The organism is Pseudomonas sp. 4CAES_32.4 (assembly GCF_058136335.1).
Genome location: NZ_CM176882.1, coordinates 2,488,348 through 2,507,106 on the forward strand (window position 1 = coordinate 2,488,348; position 18,759 = coordinate 2,507,106).

Sequence of the window (18,759 nt, forward strand, 5' to 3'; positions counted from 1 at the left end):
CCCAATTTCTCCCCCCTTGTCGAGCCACAACAATGACAACGACCCGCAACGACTGGGAACAACGCTTCCAGTCCCTGACCATCGAAGCCCGCGCGTTCATCAACGGTGAATACCGCCCGGCCATCAGTGGCGACACGTTTGAATGCTTGAGCCCCGTCGACGGCCGTTTCCTCGCCTCCGTGGCCAGCACCGATGAAGCCGACGCCAACCTCGCCGTTGAAGTCGCGCGTCAGTCTTTTGAATCCGGCGTATGGGCGAAAAAAGCCCCGGCCGAGCGCAAGCGCATTCTGATTCGCTTCGCCGATCTGATCCTGCAGAACCAGGAAGAACTGGCGCTGCTGGAAACCCTCGACATGGGTAAACCGATCAGCGATTCGATGAGCATCGACATCCCGGCGACCGCCAACGCGATCCGCTGGAGCGCCGAAGCCATCGACAAGATCTACGACGAAGTCGCCGCCACACCGCACGACCAACTCGGCCTCGTCACTCGCGAGCCTTCCGGCGTGGTCGCGGCCATCGTGCCGTGGAACTTCCCGCTGATCATGGCCAGCTGGAAGTTCGCTCCGGCGCTGGCAGCAGGCAACTCGTTCATCCTCAAGCCTTCGGAAAAGTCGCCGCTGACGGCGATCCGCATCGCCCAACTGGCGCTGGATGCCGGTATTCCGAAAGGCGTGTTCAACGTCCTGCCAGGCTTCGGCCACACCGTTGGCAAGGCGCTGGCGTTGCACATGGACGTCGACGTGCTGGCCTTCACCGGCTCCACGGCGATCGCCAAGCAACTGATGATTTATGCCGGCCAAAGCAACATGAAACGCGTCTGGCTCGAAGCAGGGGGCAAGAGCCCGAACGTGGTGTTTGCCGACGCACCGGACTTGCGCGCGGCAGCACAAGCAGCGGCCGGCGCCATTGCGTTCAACCAGGGCGAAGTCTGCACTGCGGGTTCGCGCTTGCTGGTCGAACGTTCGATCCGCGAGCAGTTCATTCCGCTATTGGTGGAAGCGCTGCAAGCGTGGAAACCGGGTCATTCACTGGATCCGGCGACCACCGTCGGCGCCGTGGTCGATCAGCGTCAACTCGACAACGTCCTGCGCTACATCAGCATCGGTCGCGAGCAGGGCGCCGAGCTGATTGCCGGCGGCCAACGCACCCTCGAAGAAACCGGTGGCCTCTATGTGCAACCGGCACTCTTCGACGGCGTGACCAACGCGATGACCATCGCCCAGGAAGAAATCTTCGGCCCGGTGCTGTCGCTGATCACCTTCGACACCGCGGAAGAAGCGTTGCAGATCGCCAACGACAGCATCTTCGGCCTCGCCGCCGGCGTGTGGACCAGCAACCTCAGCAAGGCGCACACCTTCGCGCGTGGCCTGCGTGCCGGTAGCGTCTGGGTCAACCAGTACGACGGCGGCGACATGACCGCACCGTTCGGTGGCTTCAAACAGTCGGGCAACGGCCGCGATAAATCGCTGCACGCGTTCGACAAGTACACCGAGCTGAAAGCGACCTGGATCAAGCTCTAACTCTTTTTACAGCGGCGGTCGCCAGCGTCTGGCGGCCATCGGAGAATCGTATGAAACAGCAACACGTGAACAGCTACTACGCAGCGTCCCGCAACGAAGTCATCGACTTCCCGGTTCTGGAAGAAGCGGTGGATTGCGATGTCTGCATCATCGGCGCCGGCTACACCGGTCTGTCCTCGGCGCTGTTCCTCACCGAGGCCGGCTACAAAGTGACCGTGCTCGAAGCCGCGAAAGTCGGCTACGGCGCCAGCGGTCGCAACGGCGGTCAACTGGTCAACTCCTACAGCCGCGACGTCGATGTGATCGAAGAGCGCTATGGCGACAAGACTGCGGAAATTCTCGGCAGCATGATCTTCGAAGGCGCCGACATCATCCGTTCGCGCATCAAGGAATACGACATCAAGTGCGACTACCGCCCGGGCGGTATTTTCGCAGCGATGAACAAGAAACAACTCAACGGTCTGGCTGAGCAAAAGCGCAACTGGGAACGTTACGGCAACCGCAATCTGAAGATGCTCGATGAGGCCGACATCCGTCGCGAAATCGGCTCTGACGCCTACGTTGGCGGCTTGCTCGACATGCAGGGCGGTCACGTTCACCCGCTGAACCTGGCACTGGGTGAAGCCGCCGCCATCGTGCGTCTGGGCGGCAAGATCTACGAACAGTCCGCTGCCGTGGAAATCACCTACGGCGAGCCGATCACCGTGCGCACCGCCAAAGGCCTGGTGCGCGCCAAGTACCTGCTGATCGCCGGTAACGCTTACCTGCCGCAAGGTCTGGACAACCGCGTCACCGCGAAAAGCATGCCGTGCGGCTCGCAGATCGTCGTCACCGAACCGCTGACCGAAAAGCAGGCGCGCAGTCTGGTCACCAACAACTACTGCGTCGAAGACTGCAACTACCTGCTCGATTACTACCGCCTGACCGCCGACAACCGCTTGCTCTACGGCGGCGGCGTAGTCTACGGCGCGCGTGAACCGGACGACATCGAACAACTGATCCGCCCGAAGATCCTCAAGACCTTCCCGCAGCTCAAAGACGTCAAGATCGACTACCGCTGGACCGGCAACTTCCTGCTGACCATGTCACGCATGCCGCAATTCGGTCGCATCGAAAAAAACGCCTACTACATGCAGGGCTACAGCGGTCACGGCGTCACTTGCTCGCACCTGGCCGGCAAACTGATCTCGGAAATGATCCGTGGCGACGCCGAACGCTTCGACGCTTTCGCCTCGCTGCCGCACATGCCAATGCTCGGTGGCCGCACGTTCTCCGCCCCACTGACCGCCCTCGGCGCCGTGTACTACTCGCTGCGCGACCGCTTCGGCATTTAAGTTACCTCCCCGGCGGCGGCCCCCAAGACCCCGCCGGTTTTTCTTATCGCAACACCCCAGATATTCAAATGTGGGAGCTGGCTTGCCAGCGATGGCGCCCGTAAAGGCGCTATCACACCTACTGACACACCACAAAACCTGTGGGAGCTGGCTTGCCAGCGATGGCGCCCGTGAAGGCGCTATCACACTTACTGACACACCACAAAACCTGTGGGAGCTGGCTTGCCAGCGATGGCGGTCTTTCAGCAAAAGGGATGTTGAATAGGCCAACCAATCGCTGGCAAGCCAGCTCCCACAGATTTTGTATTCAGCCCAGATTTACCACCGGCAGGCTCATTTCACCCACCGTCCATCGAACCTGCTGAGCAACACCGGCAAACGTGATTTAATAGCCGCCTTTCACGGTTCCGGGACACGGGAGCAACGTGATCCGCGCCCTCGGCGCGTCACCCGCCACCCACCCCCATCGCCCTTAAGTCGTTCTCACATAAGGCTGTCATGGATACGGGTTCTCGACTCAAACTAGTACGCGAAAGCTACAAACTCTCCCAGCGCGAGCTGGCCCGGCGTAGCGGCGTGACCAATGCCACCATCTCCCTGATCGAACAGAATCGCGTCAGCCCTTCCGTCAGCTCCCTGAAAAAGCTGCTCGAAGGCATACCGATGTCCCTGGCCGACTTCTTCACCTTCGACCAACCGCCGCGCGAACACCAATACGTTTTCCGCGCCAACGAACAACCCGACCTCGGCCGCCACGGCCTGCGCCTGCTGCTGATCGGCGCCTCCGTGCCCAGCCGGCAGATGCGCTTGCTGCGCGAGCAATACGCCCCCGGCGCGAGTTCCGGGGAAGAGCCAATCGTTCACGCCGAGGGCGAGGAGTGTGGGCTGGTTACGCGTGGTACGGTGGAGTTGACCGTGGATGGGTCGGTGAGTGTGTTGAATGCGGGGGATGGCTATTACTTTCCGACCACGCTGCCGCATAAGTTCCGCAATATCGGGGCGGATGAGGCTGAGATTATTAGTGCGAATACGCCGGCTAACTTTTAAAAGCTCCATGGAATGATTGAGTTTTATGCTTGAGCTTCATTCGCCGTTCACAAATACCTACAGTGCTGGCACAACTTTGTTGAATGCCTGGCGGTGGTGTTATGCCGACCTGAAATCGCCAACCATGCGCGGTAATCTGGCGGAATACCTGGTCTACCTGGCCTTGAGTTCGGACAGAACTTTGGCGGCGAACTACCAGACTCGTAAAGATTGGGATGTGGTCGATCTGACGTACGGAAGGGGTATCAGGGAGTTTTCCGCGCACTTTCAACCGCATTGCCACAGCACCCGCTTCGGCTGGGGTATTGAAGTTAAATCTACGTCCAGCAGTAGCAAGCAGGTAGTGTTTGATTTAGAGCCTCGCCAAGGATACGTGTGGAATAACTACGTAACCAAGCAGTATGGAAAAGCGGTCGAACTCTACCGGCGCTGGTCTGATTTTTACGTCCTTGCTCACTTCAAGGACGACGCCCAGGAGACCCGGGAAATTCGAGATTTGAATAACTGGGAGTTTTTCGTCCTGCCAACATGGGGTGTAAAGCAGAACACGATCACCTTGCGCTCCTTAAAGAAGAAACATCCGTCCGTGCATTTTTCTCGTTTGAAAATCACCCTGGATCGATTGATTGCCGAGGATTCTCGTGACGAGGAATTGACGCGTTACAAGTTGGAAAATGATGCGGCTAAGAGGATGTATTGCTCAGGGAAAATCCAATTGGCCCAAAAAAAGTGGTGCCTGCGAGCGGCCAAAAGAGAGCGCCAAATGGCAAACGCCAACCAGATTCCCAATAGAGGCTTGGTCATTTCATAATGTCCTGCGAAAGGCCAATGCTATGTGGGCGTTTTTGATCCCTTCGCACGAGCTATCCAGTGAGTCTATGCCCGAACAGGCCTGGGTTTTATTCCATTAAACCATGACCATTCATCCGATACACCGCACCTTCACGCGAGCCGCTCTTCCAATGCTGTAACTCACCCAGCAAAGGAAAAGCCACCATGCTGAACCATAAAATTGCGGTGTTTACACTCGCGGCGCTCCTCTCCGGCAGTTCGCTATATGCAGTTGCGGCTGGGGAGACGTCCACTCCAACGGCGAACGATGGCAGCAGCCAGACGCGTGAGCCAGCTTCGCCCTCTACCAATGCCGATCCGGACGCCAATGCGCTGCCCCCAGGCGCGGATGGCGGTAAAACCGATAATGGGCCGGTGCCAGCTGGTTCCAAACCAAGTGGTGCGGGTCAGGGCGGAGGCAGTAGCAGCGGTGGCGGCAGCGGAGGCGGCAGCTAGTTAATGGCGTGCATCAAACAGCCCGGCCTTGAGCCGGGCTTTTCATGCATGCCAGATGTTCACTTCGCCTTCCAATGCCCGCCACCATTCTCACAATCAATCCGCGCTTGAGCCAAATGCTCCACGTCGTAGTAATACGTGGTCACTTGAGCGTTGTCAGGGATGTTTAGCGCTTTGGCATTCTTGTCTTTGCTGGTGGAGTGCGGATTCGCCAAGGACTCCTGGGTGATGGTGGCGATGCACGAGGCCTGATAGTGGTCGGCGCAATGTTCGACCTTGTTCTTGGTGCTACTGAGCATGTCTTTGCTCTCGTTGCTGCACGACCAGTCAATCGAGTTCACCGGCATGCCTTCGTATTCATAACAGCTGTGACTTTCGACCGACGGCACGGAGGCGCTGGAGGATTGGGTCTGCACGTCGCAGCCTTCGGCCATGACGCAGGTGGGGATGACGGCGAAAGTGGCGATCAGAAGCAGGAATCGAATGTTCATCGGGCTTTCCTCTCCAATGGCGCCGTGTCTGATCGATGATTTGGCGCTGATACAGTTTCGAGATTGTGCGGAGCAGGGAGGTTCCATCGGGTTTTTGATTTGCTCCCGTCGCATACACTGCGAAACAATCGGAAATATTAAGCGCCCAAGGAATGGAATATTGCCTATGACCCAAACCCTCGAACGCGCTATCGCCATCGCCGCCACGGCCCACGCCGGGCAGGTCGACAAGGGCGGTGTGCCGTACATTCTGCATCCGCTGAAAGTCATGTTGCGCATGAGCACGCTGGAAGAGCGCATTGTCGCCGTGCTGCACGATGTGGTTGAGGATTGCGGCATCAGCCTCGAAGATTTACGCAAGGAAGGCTTCAGCGAAGAGGTTCTGAGCGCTATCGAGTCCGTGACCAAAGTGCCGGGCGAATCCTATGAAGACTTCGTTGACCGCGCCGCGCAGAACCCGATTGGGCGAGTGGTGAAGCTGGCGGATCTGGAAGAGAACAGCGATATCTCGCGAATTGCCTCGCCGAGTTGGGAGGATCTGGAACGGATCGAGAAATACCGTCGCGCGATTGGACGGTTGCGCGCATAAATTACCCGTGTAGGAGCTGCCGAAGGCTCGGGCCGCGATCGGACGATCTTTTGATCTTGCTTTTAAAAACAAAAGTCAAAAGATCGTCCGATCGCGGCCCGAGCCTTCGGCAGCTCCTACGCGGGGTTGTGGTGTGTCAGGTAAATAGCCAGGAAGGCGACTATGAAATCCATTCTATGTGTGTTGATTGCCGCCGGTTTCGGCGCGTTGTTGCAGTTCGAGGGCGTACCCCACGGTCTGCTGTTGGGCTCGATCATCGTCACCGCAGTGTTCGCCAGTAAAACCGGTATCGCACCGGCAACTCCCTATGGACTGGGCTTCATCCAGGTCACACTCGGCATCGCCACCGGGCTGATGTTCGAAGCGTGGGACAGCGCGACAGCCTCGACCATGTTGCCGAGCCTCGGCGTGTTGCTGATCTGCCTGACCGTGCAAATCGCGCTCGCAGCATGGTGGCTTACACGCGGCGCTGGCTGGAATCGCACCGATGCGCTGTTGGCGGTTTACCCCGGCGCACTGGCGGCGGTGTTCGATTTGCTTGAGTCTGAAAAGGCTTCAAGCAAGGTCATCATCGTGCACCTGATGCGCTTGCTGCTGATCACCGTGCTGGTGAGTTTCCTGATTCCTGGCCAAGCCGCAGCGGTGGGCGTTGCCGATGGTGATCCATTGACCACGGGCATGGCACTGACCGCATTTTCGGTGATCGCGTTGAGCGTACTGCTCGGACGCTTGCTGCTGGTGATCGGCGTCCCGGCGCCGTTCATGCTCACGGCGATCATCATCACGGCGGTGTTTGTGAAATCGGGATGGCTACACGGCTTTCACATGCCCGACTGGAGTTTGAATCTCGCGGCGTTGATTCTCGGTGTGCGGATAGGATCACGCTTTCAAGGCCTGGGCTTCGCGGAACTGGGGCGGCATGGGCGCACGGCGCTGGTTTCAGTCAGTGTGATGATCGTGGTTGCTGCGGTATTCGCTGAAGTGGCGGCGCGCTGGTTGGGCAGTGATCCGCTGTCGCTATGGCTGGCGTACATGCCGGGGGCGATTGAAACGATTGCGATCGTCGCGTTTGGTGGTGGGCTGAATGTGGTGTTTATCCTGACGCATCATTTGAGCCGGATGGTGTTGCTGCATTTTGCGCCGGCGTTGTTGGTGCAGGTGCGGCGGGCGCGGGAAGAGGTGTAAATCGCAATTCATTCAGGTTCGATGAGCCGAAGAGATCTGAATATCAAATCATTCGACAGCTAATGCTGCTGAAGTAGGAGGAGGCGTAATGCTTACCAAACCAGTGGCGATATCAACCGCAATTTGGAAAGTACCATCTGTTTCAGGCTTCAAACCTTTTCCTGAGCAAGCTTCAGCATTGAACATGATGATTTTGTAATTTTCTTCCAAAGCGTTGCTGCGCAGCTTTTTTAAAGCTGTGCGCTTTTTGTTGGGGAAGAAGGACGGTGCTGCATTAAATGCTTCACCCGCCAAGCTTAAATTTTGCGTATTCGCGCAAATATCGAATCTGTTTCGGTTCTCATTGCCAAATTCAACAAGGTATTCATCGAAAGGGAAGTATTTGTCCTTTAGAAGGGCTGCAATGCCATGAAGGATCACTAAGTCAGACATAATTCTGTTGGCTGCTTCGAACAAAGAGACGCCCGGATAAGGACCGTGGCCCAAGCGATCTCTCTTTAACGCCAGCATCAATGCCACGCCCGTTTTTCCTGCGATTGACTCTCCGATGACGGCAAGTTCTTGATGAAAAACTGTCGTTATCGAATCGATATTCTCCAGTGTCAACTTGCGGACGGGTTGTCGCATTACCTTCTCCTTGTTAGCGGTGAGACGTCCAAACTAATTATTTGCTGACCTTCTGTCCATTAACCCATTACGCGTGCCCCAACGCCACCGCAAACGACACAACGATCATGCACGCAAACGCAAAATTGAGATTCATGAGGTGTCCATCCTGAGCCTTTAGAAGTGCGGCCATTCTGAACAGGTTGAAAGCAAAGAAAAAATTCGGCTTGTTGATTCCAATGATCGAAACAATTGATGTCCGCCGGTTTGTGTTTGGCAGAGGCTTTCGCTAGTCTCGCAGAAACCTGCAATTACAAGCATAAACAGGCATAACCATGCACGATCATTCCGCAGTCGAACTGCCATCCCTGCGCCGGCAGAAAATCCTTTTGCTCCTCGAACGTGACGGCAAAGTCATGGCGTCGGAGTTGAGCCAGCACTTTGCAGTGTCCGAAGACACCATCCGCCGCGACCTCGCCGAACTGGATACCGCAGGCCTCGTGCAGCGCGTGCATGGCGGGGCGTTGCCCCGTCCGAAGGATTCCGGCAAGGATTACTTCACGCGGCTGGACGAGACCGATGAGGTGAAAATCCGCCTGGCGCAACGGGCGGCGCAGGAGATTGAGGACGGGCAGATTGTGCTGTTCGATTCCGGCTCGACTACTTTGCAGGTCGCGCGGTCGTTGCGTGCAGATATCAGCATCACGGCGGTGACGGCTTCGCCGATGACGGCGATTGCCCTGTCGGAATTCAAAGGCGTGAAGGTGATTCTTGCCGGCGGTCAGTTGAACCCGCGAACGATGGCGGCGGGTGGGCATGAGGCGTTGCGTTTACTGGCGGGGATCCGGGCGGATCTGGCGATCACCGGGGTCTGCGCGATTCATCCGGAGGTGGGCATAACCTCGGTGCATTTCGATGAAGTGCCTGTGAAGCAGGCGATGCTCGAGGGTGCCGCGCGAGTGATTGCGGTGACGTCGGCGGACAAGCTCGGAGCCGTGGAGCCGTTTGTGGTGGGGCCGTGCACGCGCTTGCAGATGCTGATTACCGAGCGGCATGTAGCGTCGGGGAGTGTCGAGGATTATCGGCGGTTGGGGATTGTGGTCGAGCAGTTGGCGGATTGAGGTTTTGTGGTGGATTTGAGGGCCTCATCGCTGGCAAGCCAGCTCCCACAATGTCCGTGGCGGACACGAAATCCCTGTACACCACTAAAACCTGTGGGAGCTGGCTTGCCAGCGATAAGGCCAGTGCAATCAACGCAACTTTTCGAGCATCTGGTAATACCACATCCCCGCTGCCAACAACGGGTTCCCCAGCAAATCCCCCATCGGCACGCGAATGTGCTGGCACTGGGCAAACGTGTCGAACTGCTCCATCTGCCCGGTGATCGCCCGGCTCATGATTTCACCCATGATGTGCGTCGTCGCGATGCCGTGCCCCGAATAACCCTGGCAATACCAGACGTTGTCGGAGAGCTTGCCCAGTTGCGGAATGCGGTTGATGACAATGCCCATCGCGCAGCTCCACTGGTAGTCGATCTGTACGCCTTTGAGCGCCGGGAAAGTTTGCTCGATGCACGGGCGCAGTTCGGCGGCGATGTCCCGTGAATCCTTGCCGCTGTAGTTGGCGCCGCCACCGAACAACAAACGGCCATCGGCAGTGAGGCGGTAGTAGTCGAGGACGAAGCGGCAGTCGTACACCGCCAGATCCTCCGGGTTGATTTGCCGCGCCAGATCGCCGAGCGGCGCGGTGGTGACGATGCCGCCCATGGCCGGGAAAATCTTGCCCTTGAGTTTTTCGGGTTCGAGCTTGTGATAAACATCACCGGCCAGCATCACTTGCTTGGCGTCGATCTGCCCGTGAGCGGTGCGCACGCCCGGTGTCTCGCCGTGAATGATCTCCAGCACTTCGCTGTTTTCAAAGATCAACGCACCAAGACTTTCTGCCGCCCGTGCCTCGCCGATGCACAGGTTGAGCGGGTGCAAATGCATGTTGCGGGTGTTCTTGATCGCACCGTGATACAGCTCGCTTTGCAGCAAATCGCGCACCTGGCTGCGGTCGAGCAGGCTGACCTCATCGCCCAGCCCGCGGCGTACGGCTTCTTCGTAATCCTTGCGCAAATCGGCCATGTGGCTGGGCTTGTAGGCGGCGTGCAGGTGACCGTGTTTGAGGTCACATTGGATGGCATATTTCTCAACCCGTTGCTTGATGATTTCGTGGCCGCGCCAGCGCAGGTGCCAGATGAAGTCATCGACCTGATCGCCGAGTTTCGCGCGCATCTGTTTGCGCATCGCGCCGTCACCGGAGAGGCTGCCGGTCACTTGGCCGCCATTGCGCCCGGTGGCGCCCCAGCCGATCTTGTTGCTTTCGACGATGGCGACTTTCAAGCCTTTTTCGGCGAGTTCTACCGCCGTGGCGACGCCAGTGAAACCGCCGCCGATGATCACCACGTCGACACTGTGCCGGCCTTGCAGGGTCGGGTAGTCGGTGTCCTGGTTGAGGGTGGCGGTGTAGTAGGAATTGCAGCGTTCGGTCATTTTATTTTCCACACAGAATTCGAATTCGGAGTGCAATCCCCTGTGGGAGCTAGCCCTGCTAGCGATGAGGCTCTGTCAGTCACATGGTTGGTGAATGACACACCGCAATCGCCAGCAGGGCTAGCTCCCACAGGGTCTAAGTTGGTTCTCAGGCCTCGGTGAGATACCACCGCCAATCCTGCTCACCCACCTCAGCCATGAACTGCCGATACTCGGCACGCTTCACCGCCAAATACACTCCGAGAAATTCCTGCCCCAAGGCATCCCGCGCCCACACCGAATTTTCCAGCGCCTGCAGCGAGGTCAGCCAATCGGTCGGCAACAATTCCTTCGCCTGCGCATAGCCATTGCCCTCGACCGGCGCTCCAGGATCAAGGTCTTCACGAATGCCGCGATGAATGCCGGCCAGAATTGCCGCCGCCGCCAGATAGGGGTTGGCATCGGCGCCGCAGATACGGTGCTCGATGTGGCGAGTGTTGGCCGGACCGCCCGGTACACGCAGGCTGACGGTGCGGTTGTCGACGCCCCAGGTCGGCGCCAATGGCGCATAGCTGTTGGCCTGGAAACGGCGATAGGAGTTGGCATTCGGGCAGAACAGCAACAACGTATCGAGCAAGGAAGCGAGCATGCCGCCAATCGCCGTGCGCAGCAGTGGGGTGCCGGCCGGGTCTTCCGAGGCGAACAAGTTACGACCTTTGCTATCGGCCAGACTCACGTGCATGTGCATGCCGGTGCCCGCCAGGTCATCGAACGGCTTGGCCATGAATGTCGCCTGCATGCCGTGCTTGTGCGCCACGGCTTTGACCAGCCGCTTGTAGCGCACCGCTTGATCCATCGCCTCCAGCGCATCACCGTGTTCGAGGGTGATTTCGACCTGGCCCGGCGCGTATTCGGAGATCGCCGTGCGCGCCGGAATACCGTGCAGTTTGCAGGCGCTGTAGAGGTCGGCGAGGAACGGCTCGATCTGCTCCAGCTCACGCAAACCGTAGACCTGAGTGTGTCGCGGTCGGCCACCGTCGGCGTCCAGCGCCGGTTGCGGTCGGCCGTTGTGATCGCGTTTGGCGTCGAGCAGATAGAACTCCAGCTCGCAGGCCATTACCGGGTGAAAACCCTCGGCTTTGAGGCTATCGATGACTTTGATCAGCAAGTGCCGTGGGTCGGCGATGCTTGCCGGCATGCCCTCGGTGGGGTGCATGCTCACTTGCACGGCGGCGGTTGGAATCTGCCGCCATGGCAGACGTACCAGGCTGCCTTCCAGTGGATAGGCGCGGCAGTCGATATCGCCGACGTCCCAGACCAGACCGGAGTTTTCCACGTCTTCACCTTGCACGGTCAGGCCGAGGATGGTGCTTGGCAGGGGGCGCCCGCTTTCATACACGGCGAGCAGTTCTTCACGGTGCAACAACTTGCCGCGTGGCACGCCGTTGGCGTCGAGAATGAACAACTCGATCATGTCGATGTCGGGGTTTTGCTCAAGAAACAGGCGTGCGTCTTCGATGGCTGCAAATTTCATAACGATCACTCACGATGGCGCCGCACAGGCGCGCAGATTCGGGCCGGACACGACGCGGCAAAGGCGTGGCTGTCCTGGCAGGGATATCAAGAAGTGGGAGACTGTCGCGGCTTTTTTAACGGGCGCGATCAGACGGGCAGGACGATATCCGGCGGGCGTGCGGAGTGACGCAGCTTGGAACGGCGCAGGGCCATGGGGAGATTGACGATGCGATTCATGCGCGACCCCTGTGACAGAGGGCGCACACAGCGGAGACGTTCAACGATTTTGATTGTTGTGGTGACGTGCTCATAACGCGTGTTTCCGTTGGCGGAAAACGTCGGTGGCGGGATGGTTACCGCCGACCGGTGTGCACGGATAGTAAGGGGGAATTCGCGGACATGTAAACGATCAATGTGAATTATCTTGAACACACAATTTGGTCGATCAGCCGGGATGGGTGTTGGCTGTTCAGGCCTCATCGCTAGCAGGGCTAGCTCCCACATTGACCGGAGTGAACGCCAAACCCTGTGGGAGCCAGCCCTGCTGGCGATGGCGGTGGGTCAGGCATGCAGATGCTGGCTGTGCTGGCCAAATCGCTAGCAGGGCTAGCTAGCTCCCACATTGGCCGGAGTGAACGCCGAACCCTGTGGGAGCCAGCCCTGCTGGCGATGGCGGTGGGGCAGTCATGCAGATGCTGGCTGTGCTGGCCAAATCGCTAGCAGGGCTAGCTAGCTCCCACATTGGCCGGAGTGAACGCCGAACCCTGTGGGAGCCAGCCCTGCTGGCGATGGCGGTGGGGCAGGCATGCAGATGCTGGCTGTGCTGGCCAAATCGCTAGCAGGGCTAGCTAGCTCCCAAATTGACCGGAGTGAACGCCGAACCCTGTGGGAGCCAGCCCTGCTGGCGATGGCGGTGGGTCAGGCATGCAGATGCTGGCTGTGCTGGCCAAATCGCTAGCAGGGCTAGCTCCCACAGGGTTTTGGGGTGTTTGGAGAGCTAAGGATTAGCTCAGGACATAGTCCACAGGCTTCAGCGGTGGCGGTACTTCGGCGCCGAGTTCGGCGAGGATGTCGCGTTCGATGGTGCGCACCAGTGCATCGGTGGGCAGGTCGTTTTCGTCGCGGCCGAAGGGGTCTTCGAGTTCGTCGGCAATCGCATCCAGACCAAAAAACGTATAGCTGACAATCGCTGTAAACAACGGCGTCAGCCAGCCCAGCGGTTCAGCCATGGCGAACGGCAGCAGGATGCAAAACAGGTAAATCGTGCGGTGCAGCAACAGCGTGTAGGGAAACGGCAGCGGTGTGGTTTTGATCCGCTCGCACACCGCTTGGGCCTGGGTCAGGCTGGTCAGGTGATTGGCCAGCAGCATGTAGCGCCACTCGCTCAGCTCGCCGCGTTGATGCAGATCAGAACACTGCTGACCCACCGTTTGCAGGATGCGTGCGCTGTAATCCGGGGTCTGCGGATCGGGTTTCGGCATGATCCATTGACTGCTCGCATCAGCCTCGCTTTCCTTGTGCAACCGCGCGTTCAGCGCATGAGCAAAGCCACACAGATTGAGCAGCAACGGCTTGCGTTCGGCCGACTCGCGAATCACATGGGTTTCGCGAATCACCGAGCGGATATGCACGATCACCTCACCCCAGGCTTTGCGCGCTTCGTACCAGCGGTCATAACAGGCGTTGTTGCGAAAACTCATGAAGATCGACAGCGACAACCCAAGCAAGGTAAACGGCGTGGCGTTGACCTTGGTGAAGCTGCTCGGATGGAGGATCTCTACCAGCACGATGGCCGAGGCGAGCAGGGTGACCATCAGCGTGCGCATGGCAATGCGTTTGGCGATTGAACCCTTGAGGGTGAAGAGAATGGCGAACTGATTGACCTTGGGTCTGATGATCATGCTGTGCAGTTCCGATAACCCATGGAGGTGGCGGATCAGCCGCCGGTCATGTTCATGAAGCGCACGACCTGAACGTCATCGTTCACTTCGAAATTATGTCGATACGGCTTGAGTTTCATCGCCTCGACGATGGCTTTCTCCAGCCGCTGCGGTTGCCCCGGATGGGCGCGCAGCACCGCTTTCAGATCCACCGAATGCTCGTTACCCAGACACAGTAGCAGGCGACCTTCGACGGTGAGCCGCACCCGGTTGCAGGTGCCGCAAAAGTTGTGGCTGTGCGGCGAGATGAACCCCAGGCGAATCTCCGGCGCCTCGGCCAGCCGCCAGTAGCGCGAAGGGCCTTGAGTGGATTCCGCCGAGTCGATCAAGGTATAGCGCTCAGCAATCTTTTCCCGCACCTGCGCACTGGAGAAAAACGACTCCGCACGGCTGTGTTCGCTGATGATCCCCAGCGGCATCTCTTCGATGAAAGAGACGTCGAGCTGACGATCAATCGCGAAGCTGACCAGGTCGTTGATCTCCTGATCGTTGCGGCCCTGCATCACCACGACATTGAGTTTAGTGCGGGTAAAACCAGCCTTGCGCGCGGCATCGATGCCGTTGATCACCTGCGCCAGATCGCCAGTTCGGGTCATTTCTTTGAAGCGTTGCGGATCGAGGCTGTCGAGGCTGATGTTCAGGCGTTTGACACCGGCATCGAACAGCGGCGCGGCGAGTTTGCCGAGCTGCGAGCCGTTGGTGGTCATGCACAGTTCGCGCAGGCCGGGCAGGGCGGCGATCTGCTCGCACAACTTGACTACGCCCGGACGGATCAGCGGTTCGCCACCGGTGAGGCGAATCTTGCGCGTGCCGAGGGCGACGAAGCTCTGCGCCAGCTGAAAGATTTCTTCCAGGGTCAGAATTTTTTGCCGTGGCAGAAACTGCATGTCTTCCGCCATGCAATAGACGCAACGGAAGTCGCAGCGATCGGTCACCGACATGCGCAGATAGTCGACGCGGCGGTTGTAACCATCGATCAAGACGCGCTCTGACAAGAAAGCCTCGCAGGAATGAAAACCGCTGTGGAAAGAGTTGGGCAACGTAGGTTATGGGCAACGTTCCATGACGTCCAATCACTGTTAGTGACTGATCGATTGACGCCGTCGATGACTCGATTGGTGGTTGGCACGGATGATTGGGAAGCACCGCCAATGGAGATGTTGACTGAACTGGCCTCATCGCTAGCAGGGCTAGCTCCCACAGTTTTTGTGTGGGCCGGGGAATATGAGAACACCCCCGAACATTGTGGGAGCTGGCTTGCCAGCGATGGCGGTGGGTCAGTCGATGGAGATGTCGACTGAACTGGCCTCATCGCTAGCAGGGCTAGCTCCCACAGGGATTTGTGTTGGTCGGAGAAGGTAGCGACACCGCCGAACATTGTGGGAGCTGGCTTGCCATCGATGGCGTTGGGTCAGTCGATGGAGATGCTGACTGAACTGGCCTCATCGCTAGCAGGGCTGGCTCCCACAGGGTTTTTTGTGGGCCGGGGAATATAAAAACACCGCCGAACATTGTGGGAGCTGGCTTGCCAGCGATGGCGGTGGGTCAGTCGATGGAGATGTTGACTGAACTGGCCCCATCGCTAGCAGGGCTAGCTCCCACGGGGTTTTGTGTGGGCCGGGGAATATAAAAACACCGCCGAACATTGTGGGAGCTGGTTTGCCAGCGATGGCGGTGGGTCAGTCGATGGAGATGTCGACTGAACTGGCCTCATCGCCAGCAGGGCTAGCTCCCACAGGGATTTGTGTTGGTCGGAGAAGGTAGCGACACCGCCGAACATTGTGGGAGCTGGCTTGCCAGCGATGGCGGTGGGTCAGTCGATGGAGATGTTGACTGAACTGGCCTCATCGCTAGCAGGGCTAGCTCCCACGGGGTTTTGTGTGGGCCGGGGAATATGAGAACGCCGCTGAACATTGTGGGAGCTGGCTTGCCAGCGATGGCGTTGGGTCAGTCGATGGAGATGCTGACTGAACTGGCCTCATCGCTAGCAGGGCTAGCTCCCACGGGGTTTTGTGTGGACCGGGGAATATGAGAACACCGCTGAACATTGTGGGAGCTGGCTTGCCAGCGATGGCGTTGGGTCAGTCGATGGAGATGCTGACTGGACTGGCCTCATCGCTAGCAGGGCTAGCTCCCACAGGGTTTTGTGGTGTGTTTGAGATTGGGTTACTGCGCGCCGAACATGGCGGTCCAGTAGATGCCGGCGTTGCTTTTCGGGTCGGTGGCGTAGGCGGCGCCGAGTTCTTTGTATTGCGGGTTCATCAGGTTGGCGCAGTGGCCGGGGCTGGCGAGCCAGCCTTCGACGACTTTGTGCACGGTGTCTTGCCCGGCGGCGATGTTTTCGCCGACCAGTTGGCCGCTGTAACCGGCGAGTTCGGCGCGGTCACCGGGAGTGCGGCCGTCGCGGTCCTTGTGATCGAAGTAGCTGTTGTTGGCCATGTCGCGGCTGTGATCCTGAGAGATCGTGCCCAGCGTCGCGTTCCAGGCCAGCGGTGCGGCAGCCGTGAATGCCTGGTCACCACACTGACGCGGTTGGCTGCGGGCGACGTTGAGTTCGCTGAGCAGCTTTTGCCCTTCACTTTGCGCATCGCCCAACTTGGCCGACAGCAGCGGCCGCGCCAGCACAATGCGCCAGTCACGGTCCTCGCGGCTGACACCGACGTCAACAAACTGCGGATCGAGCACCACCTGACAGAAACTTTCCTGTATCGCCTTCATCGCCGACGCCGCATCACGCGGGCCGTTGAGGGTGATCGCCTGCACATTGACCATCGGATAACTGGCGCTGGCCATGGCTTGTTGAAGGTCGACAGCACCGCTGGCCCGCAGCCGCAACCGTGGATCAGCCGACAACGGTGGCAGTTCATTGGAAGCCTGCGAACCGCAACGTTGCGGCTGACTGCGGTAGCTGTTGATCGACTCGATCAATTGCGACTCATCGCTGGCCAGCGCCGGGATGGCAAACACAACGCCCACGGACAACGCGGCAAGACGCAAAACGGATGGCATGAAGCGCATGGAAATCTCCCTTGAGCTGAATGCGCCCATGATGCGCGAAAGGCCCCGGGTGGATGCAATGTCTTTTTCTTCCTTCGTCGGTTTTTTCTGCGCAACTTTATCGGGCGATTTGCCGTCTACACTCACCGAAGACCCCGGGAACCGGGCGTCTCCCCGACGTAACACCTTGCCCGACTCGGGCGCTGCCGGAAGAACAGACATGGGATTGAAAGGCTTGGCGGGTTGTCTCGTATTGACCTTGTTGGCAGGCTCCGCATGGGCCACCGATCAGGCCCCGATCAAAGCGAAGGCGGAAGAGAAAGCCCAGGTGCTGGAGGAAAAAGCCGCCGACCAAGTCAGCGCCGCGCCTGCACCGAAATCCGAAGCCATCACCCCCACCGAAGCGCAAGCGGTAGACCCGGCCGGCGCCGCGCCGCTGGACGATCCGCTCACCTGTCTGGCGCGCAGTATCTACTGGGAAGCCAAGGGCAGAGACACCCCGGAAATGGAAGCCGTGGCCAGTGTGGTGATGAATCGCCTCGGCCATGAAGGTTTCCCCGACACGGTCTGCGCGGTGGTCAAACAAGGCTCGGAAACCAAGAGCTGCCAGTTTTCCTGGTGGTGCGATGGCAAGGCTGATCAGGTCAAAGAGGATGCCGAATATGCGCTGGCCAAGGAAATCGCCGGCAAGGCGCTGAACCGCCAGCTCAAGGATCGCACCAACGGCGCACTGTATTTCCATGACCGCAACGTTCATCCGAGTTGGGCCAAGGAATACCGCAAGACCGCCGAAACCGGCAAATTCCTCTTCTACAAACCTGCTGGCGGGGATGCGCGCTAGGCGCAGACTTCCCGCACGCAATCGCGCAACCAGCGATGCGCCGGATCGGCGTCCATGCGCGGATGCCAGAGCATCGACACACTGATGTCCGGCATCGCGAAGGGCAGGGCGAAACTGTGCAGGCCCGTGCGCAGTTTGCTGGTGTGGCGCTGCGGGACCGTGGCGATCAAGTCGGATTCGCGCACCAGCGTCAGGGCCGCCGAGAATCCGCCGAATGAGGTGACGATGTCCCGCGTCAGCCCGAGCGCGAGCAATGCCTCATCGACCGGGCCGCTGCTGCGCCCGCGTCGTGAAATGAGAATGTGCTCGCCGCCGGCAAAACGCTTGCTGGTGACTTTTCCCGAACTCAAAGAATGCCCCTCACGCACCACACCGATCCACTGATCCCGAAACAGGATGCGGCTGTGCAGGGTCGGATCGGTCGTGTCGTCGACCACACCGGTTTCCAGATCGACGCGGCCTTCGCGCAACGGCATGCTGTCCTTGTCGGCTTTCTGCACAAAGCGCAGGCGGACGCCGGGCGCCTCTTGAGCGATGCGCGCGAGCAGGGCGGCGGCAAAGGTTTCGACAAAACCGTCGGTGTTGCGCAGGGTGAAAGTGCGTTGCAAACGGCCAGGATCGAGCACCTCGGCCGGACGCAAAACCGCCTCGGCGTCCTGCACCAGATGACTGACCCGCTCGCGTAACTCCAATGCGCGCGGCGTTGGCACCAGACCTCGTCCCGCCCGAACCAGCAACGGATCGCCAGTGGTTTCGCGCAGACGGGCGAGGGCACGACTCATCGCCGACGGGCTCAACCGCAGGCATTTGGCGGCGCGGGCGACGCTGCCTTCGCGCAGCAAGACGTCGAGGGTGATCAGCAGGTTCAGATCCGGGGCAGTCATGACATGG

General features: G+C 59.1%; 16 protein-coding genes. 8 read left to right on the forward strand and 8 right to left on the reverse strand.

The window, feature by feature from the left end; translation table 11 throughout:
* The first annotated feature begins 32 nt into the window (after positions 1 to 32).
* The 4 genes from AC3Y64_RS11285 to AC3Y64_RS11300 all read left to right on the forward strand — a co-directional run bounded on the left by AC3Y64_RS11285 (position 33) and on the right by AC3Y64_RS11300 (position 4,715).
* Positions 33 to 1,523, forward strand: a complete 1,491-nt coding sequence (locus AC3Y64_RS11285) for an aldehyde dehydrogenase (RefSeq protein WP_064389317.1) — start codon at positions 33 to 35, stop codon at positions 1,521 to 1,523.
* Positions 1,524 to 1,573: 50 nt separating this feature from the next.
* A complete protein-coding gene (locus AC3Y64_RS11290; protein WP_489987495.1) occupies positions 1,574 to 2,857 on the forward strand; it encodes an NAD(P)/FAD-dependent oxidoreductase in 1,284 nt (427 codons plus the stop codon).
* Positions 2,858 to 3,355: 498 nt separating this feature from the next.
* On the forward strand, positions 3,356 to 3,904 hold the full coding sequence (locus AC3Y64_RS11295; protein WP_007950154.1) for a cupin domain-containing protein: 549 nt from the start codon (positions 3,356 to 3,358) through the stop codon (positions 3,902 to 3,904).
* A 25-nt stretch (positions 3,905 to 3,929) separates the two neighbouring features.
* The gene (locus AC3Y64_RS11300) at positions 3,930 to 4,715 is read left to right on the forward strand and encodes a hypothetical protein (RefSeq protein WP_489987496.1); all 786 of its coding nucleotides are present in this window, start codon (positions 3,930 to 3,932) and stop codon (positions 4,713 to 4,715) included.
* A 535-nt stretch (positions 4,716 to 5,250) separates the two neighbouring features.
* On the opposite strand, the gene AC3Y64_RS11305 is transcribed toward AC3Y64_RS11300, so the two are convergent.
* A complete protein-coding gene (locus tag AC3Y64_RS11305) occupies positions 5,251 to 5,682 on the reverse strand; it encodes a hypothetical protein (protein ID WP_158956947.1) in 432 nt (143 codons plus the stop codon).
* Positions 5,683 to 5,848: 166 nt separating this feature from the next.
* Here AC3Y64_RS11305 and AC3Y64_RS11310 point away from each other — a divergent pair, with 166 nt between their 5' ends.
* Both AC3Y64_RS11310 and AC3Y64_RS11315 read left to right on the forward strand, forming a co-directional pair.
* Positions 5,849 to 6,271 (forward strand): HD domain-containing protein, encoded by a 423-nt coding sequence (locus tag AC3Y64_RS11310; protein ID WP_489987497.1) that lies wholly within the window; start codon positions 5,849 to 5,851, stop codon positions 6,269 to 6,271.
* Positions 6,272 to 6,433: 162 nt separating this feature from the next.
* A complete protein-coding gene (locus tag AC3Y64_RS11315; protein WP_489987498.1) occupies positions 6,434 to 7,456 on the forward strand; it encodes an AbrB family transcriptional regulator in 1,023 nt (340 codons plus the stop codon).
* A 48-nt stretch (positions 7,457 to 7,504) separates the two neighbouring features.
* Here AC3Y64_RS11315 and AC3Y64_RS11320 read toward each other — a convergent pair whose 3' ends face one another.
* Positions 7,505 to 8,083: a hypothetical protein gene (locus AC3Y64_RS11320; protein WP_489987499.1), complete on the reverse strand. Its 579-nt coding sequence runs from the start codon at positions 8,081 to 8,083 to the stop codon at positions 7,505 to 7,507.
* A gap of 314 nt (positions 8,084 to 8,397) precedes the next feature.
* Between AC3Y64_RS11320 and AC3Y64_RS11325 the strand changes: the two genes are divergently transcribed.
* Positions 8,398 to 9,183, forward strand: coding sequence for a DeoR/GlpR family DNA-binding transcription regulator (locus AC3Y64_RS11325; RefSeq protein WP_489987500.1), 786 nt, complete (start codon positions 8,398 to 8,400; stop codon positions 9,181 to 9,183).
* A 129-nt stretch (positions 9,184 to 9,312) separates the two neighbouring features.
* On the opposite strand, the gene AC3Y64_RS11330 is transcribed toward AC3Y64_RS11325, so the two are convergent.
* The 5 genes from AC3Y64_RS11330 to AC3Y64_RS11350 form a co-directional block, all read right to left on the reverse strand.
* Positions 9,313 to 10,596, reverse strand: a complete 1,284-nt coding sequence (locus AC3Y64_RS11330; RefSeq protein ID WP_489987501.1) for an NAD(P)/FAD-dependent oxidoreductase — start codon at positions 10,594 to 10,596, stop codon at positions 9,313 to 9,315.
* A gap of 148 nt (positions 10,597 to 10,744) precedes the next feature.
* Positions 10,745 to 12,109 carry a glutamine synthetase family protein gene (locus AC3Y64_RS11335; RefSeq protein ID WP_489987502.1) on the reverse strand — a complete coding sequence of 455 codons (1,365 nt, stop codon included), beginning with the start codon at positions 12,107 to 12,109 and terminating at the stop codon, positions 10,745 to 10,747.
* Between the two features lie 985 nt (positions 12,110 to 13,094).
* On the reverse strand, positions 13,095 to 13,991 hold the full coding sequence (locus tag AC3Y64_RS11340) for a bestrophin family protein (protein ID WP_489987503.1): 897 nt from the start codon (positions 13,989 to 13,991) through the stop codon (positions 13,095 to 13,097).
* Positions 13,992 to 14,026: 35 nt separating this feature from the next.
* Complete coding sequence (gene moaA, locus AC3Y64_RS11345) at positions 14,027 to 15,025, reverse strand: GTP 3',8-cyclase MoaA (protein WP_489987504.1); 999 nt, start codon at positions 15,023 to 15,025, stop codon at positions 14,027 to 14,029.
* Between the two features lie 1,171 nt (positions 15,026 to 16,196).
* Positions 16,197 to 17,048 carry a CAP domain-containing protein gene (locus tag AC3Y64_RS11350; RefSeq protein ID WP_489987505.1) on the reverse strand — a complete coding sequence of 284 codons (852 nt, stop codon included), beginning with the start codon at positions 17,046 to 17,048 and terminating at the stop codon, positions 16,197 to 16,199.
* Between the two features lie 199 nt (positions 17,049 to 17,247).
* On the opposite strand from AC3Y64_RS11350, the gene AC3Y64_RS11355 reads away from it, so the two are divergent.
* Positions 17,248 to 17,868 (forward strand): cell wall hydrolase, encoded by a 621-nt coding sequence (locus AC3Y64_RS11355; protein ID WP_489987506.1) that lies wholly within the window; start codon positions 17,248 to 17,250, stop codon positions 17,866 to 17,868.
* Here AC3Y64_RS11355 and AC3Y64_RS11360 read toward each other — a convergent pair.
* Entirely contained in the window at positions 17,865 to 18,752 is an 888-nt protein-coding gene (locus AC3Y64_RS11360; RefSeq protein ID WP_489987507.1) for a LysR family transcriptional regulator, read from the reverse strand. The genes AC3Y64_RS11355 and AC3Y64_RS11360 overlap by 4 nt on opposite strands.
* Positions 18,753 to 18,759 lie beyond the last annotated feature (7 nt).

Excerpts from the sequence above, each read along its gene's own strand:
- AC3Y64_RS11285 (WP_064389317.1), top strand. The coding sequence starts at position 33 with ATGACAACGACCCGCAACGACTGGGAACAACGCTTCCAGTCCCTGACC.
- AC3Y64_RS11290 (WP_489987495.1), top strand. The coding sequence starts at position 1,574 with ATGAAACAGCAACACGTGAACAGCTACTACGCAGCGTCCCGCAACGAA.
- AC3Y64_RS11295 (WP_007950154.1), top strand. The coding sequence starts at position 3,356 with ATGGATACGGGTTCTCGACTCAAACTAGTACGCGAAAGCTACAAACTC.
- AC3Y64_RS11300 (WP_489987496.1), top strand. The coding sequence starts at position 3,930 with ATGCTTGAGCTTCATTCGCCGTTCACAAATACCTACAGTGCTGGCACA.
- AC3Y64_RS11305 (WP_158956947.1), bottom strand. The coding sequence starts at position 5,682 with ATGAACATTCGATTCCTGCTTCTGATCGCCACTTTCGCCGTCATCCCC.
- AC3Y64_RS11310 (WP_489987497.1), top strand. The coding sequence starts at position 5,849 with ATGACCCAAACCCTCGAACGCGCTATCGCCATCGCCGCCACGGCCCAC.
- AC3Y64_RS11315 (WP_489987498.1), top strand. The coding sequence starts at position 6,434 with ATGAAATCCATTCTATGTGTGTTGATTGCCGCCGGTTTCGGCGCGTTG.
- AC3Y64_RS11320 (WP_489987499.1), bottom strand. The coding sequence starts at position 8,083 with ATGCGACAACCCGTCCGCAAGTTGACACTGGAGAATATCGATTCGATA.
- AC3Y64_RS11325 (WP_489987500.1), top strand. The coding sequence starts at position 8,398 with ATGCACGATCATTCCGCAGTCGAACTGCCATCCCTGCGCCGGCAGAAA.
- AC3Y64_RS11330 (WP_489987501.1), bottom strand. The coding sequence starts at position 10,596 with ATGACCGAACGCTGCAATTCCTACTACACCGCCACCCTCAACCAGGAC.
- AC3Y64_RS11335 (WP_489987502.1), bottom strand. The coding sequence starts at position 12,109 with ATGAAATTTGCAGCCATCGAAGACGCACGCCTGTTTCTTGAGCAAAAC.
- AC3Y64_RS11340 (WP_489987503.1), bottom strand. The coding sequence starts at position 13,991 with ATGATCATCAGACCCAAGGTCAATCAGTTCGCCATTCTCTTCACCCTC.
- AC3Y64_RS11350 (WP_489987505.1), bottom strand. The coding sequence starts at position 17,048 with ATGCGCTTCATGCCATCCGTTTTGCGTCTTGCCGCGTTGTCCGTGGGC.
- AC3Y64_RS11355 (WP_489987506.1), top strand. The coding sequence starts at position 17,248 with ATGGGATTGAAAGGCTTGGCGGGTTGTCTCGTATTGACCTTGTTGGCA.
- AC3Y64_RS11360 (WP_489987507.1), bottom strand. The coding sequence starts at position 18,752 with ATGACTGCCCCGGATCTGAACCTGCTGATCACCCTCGACGTCTTGCTG.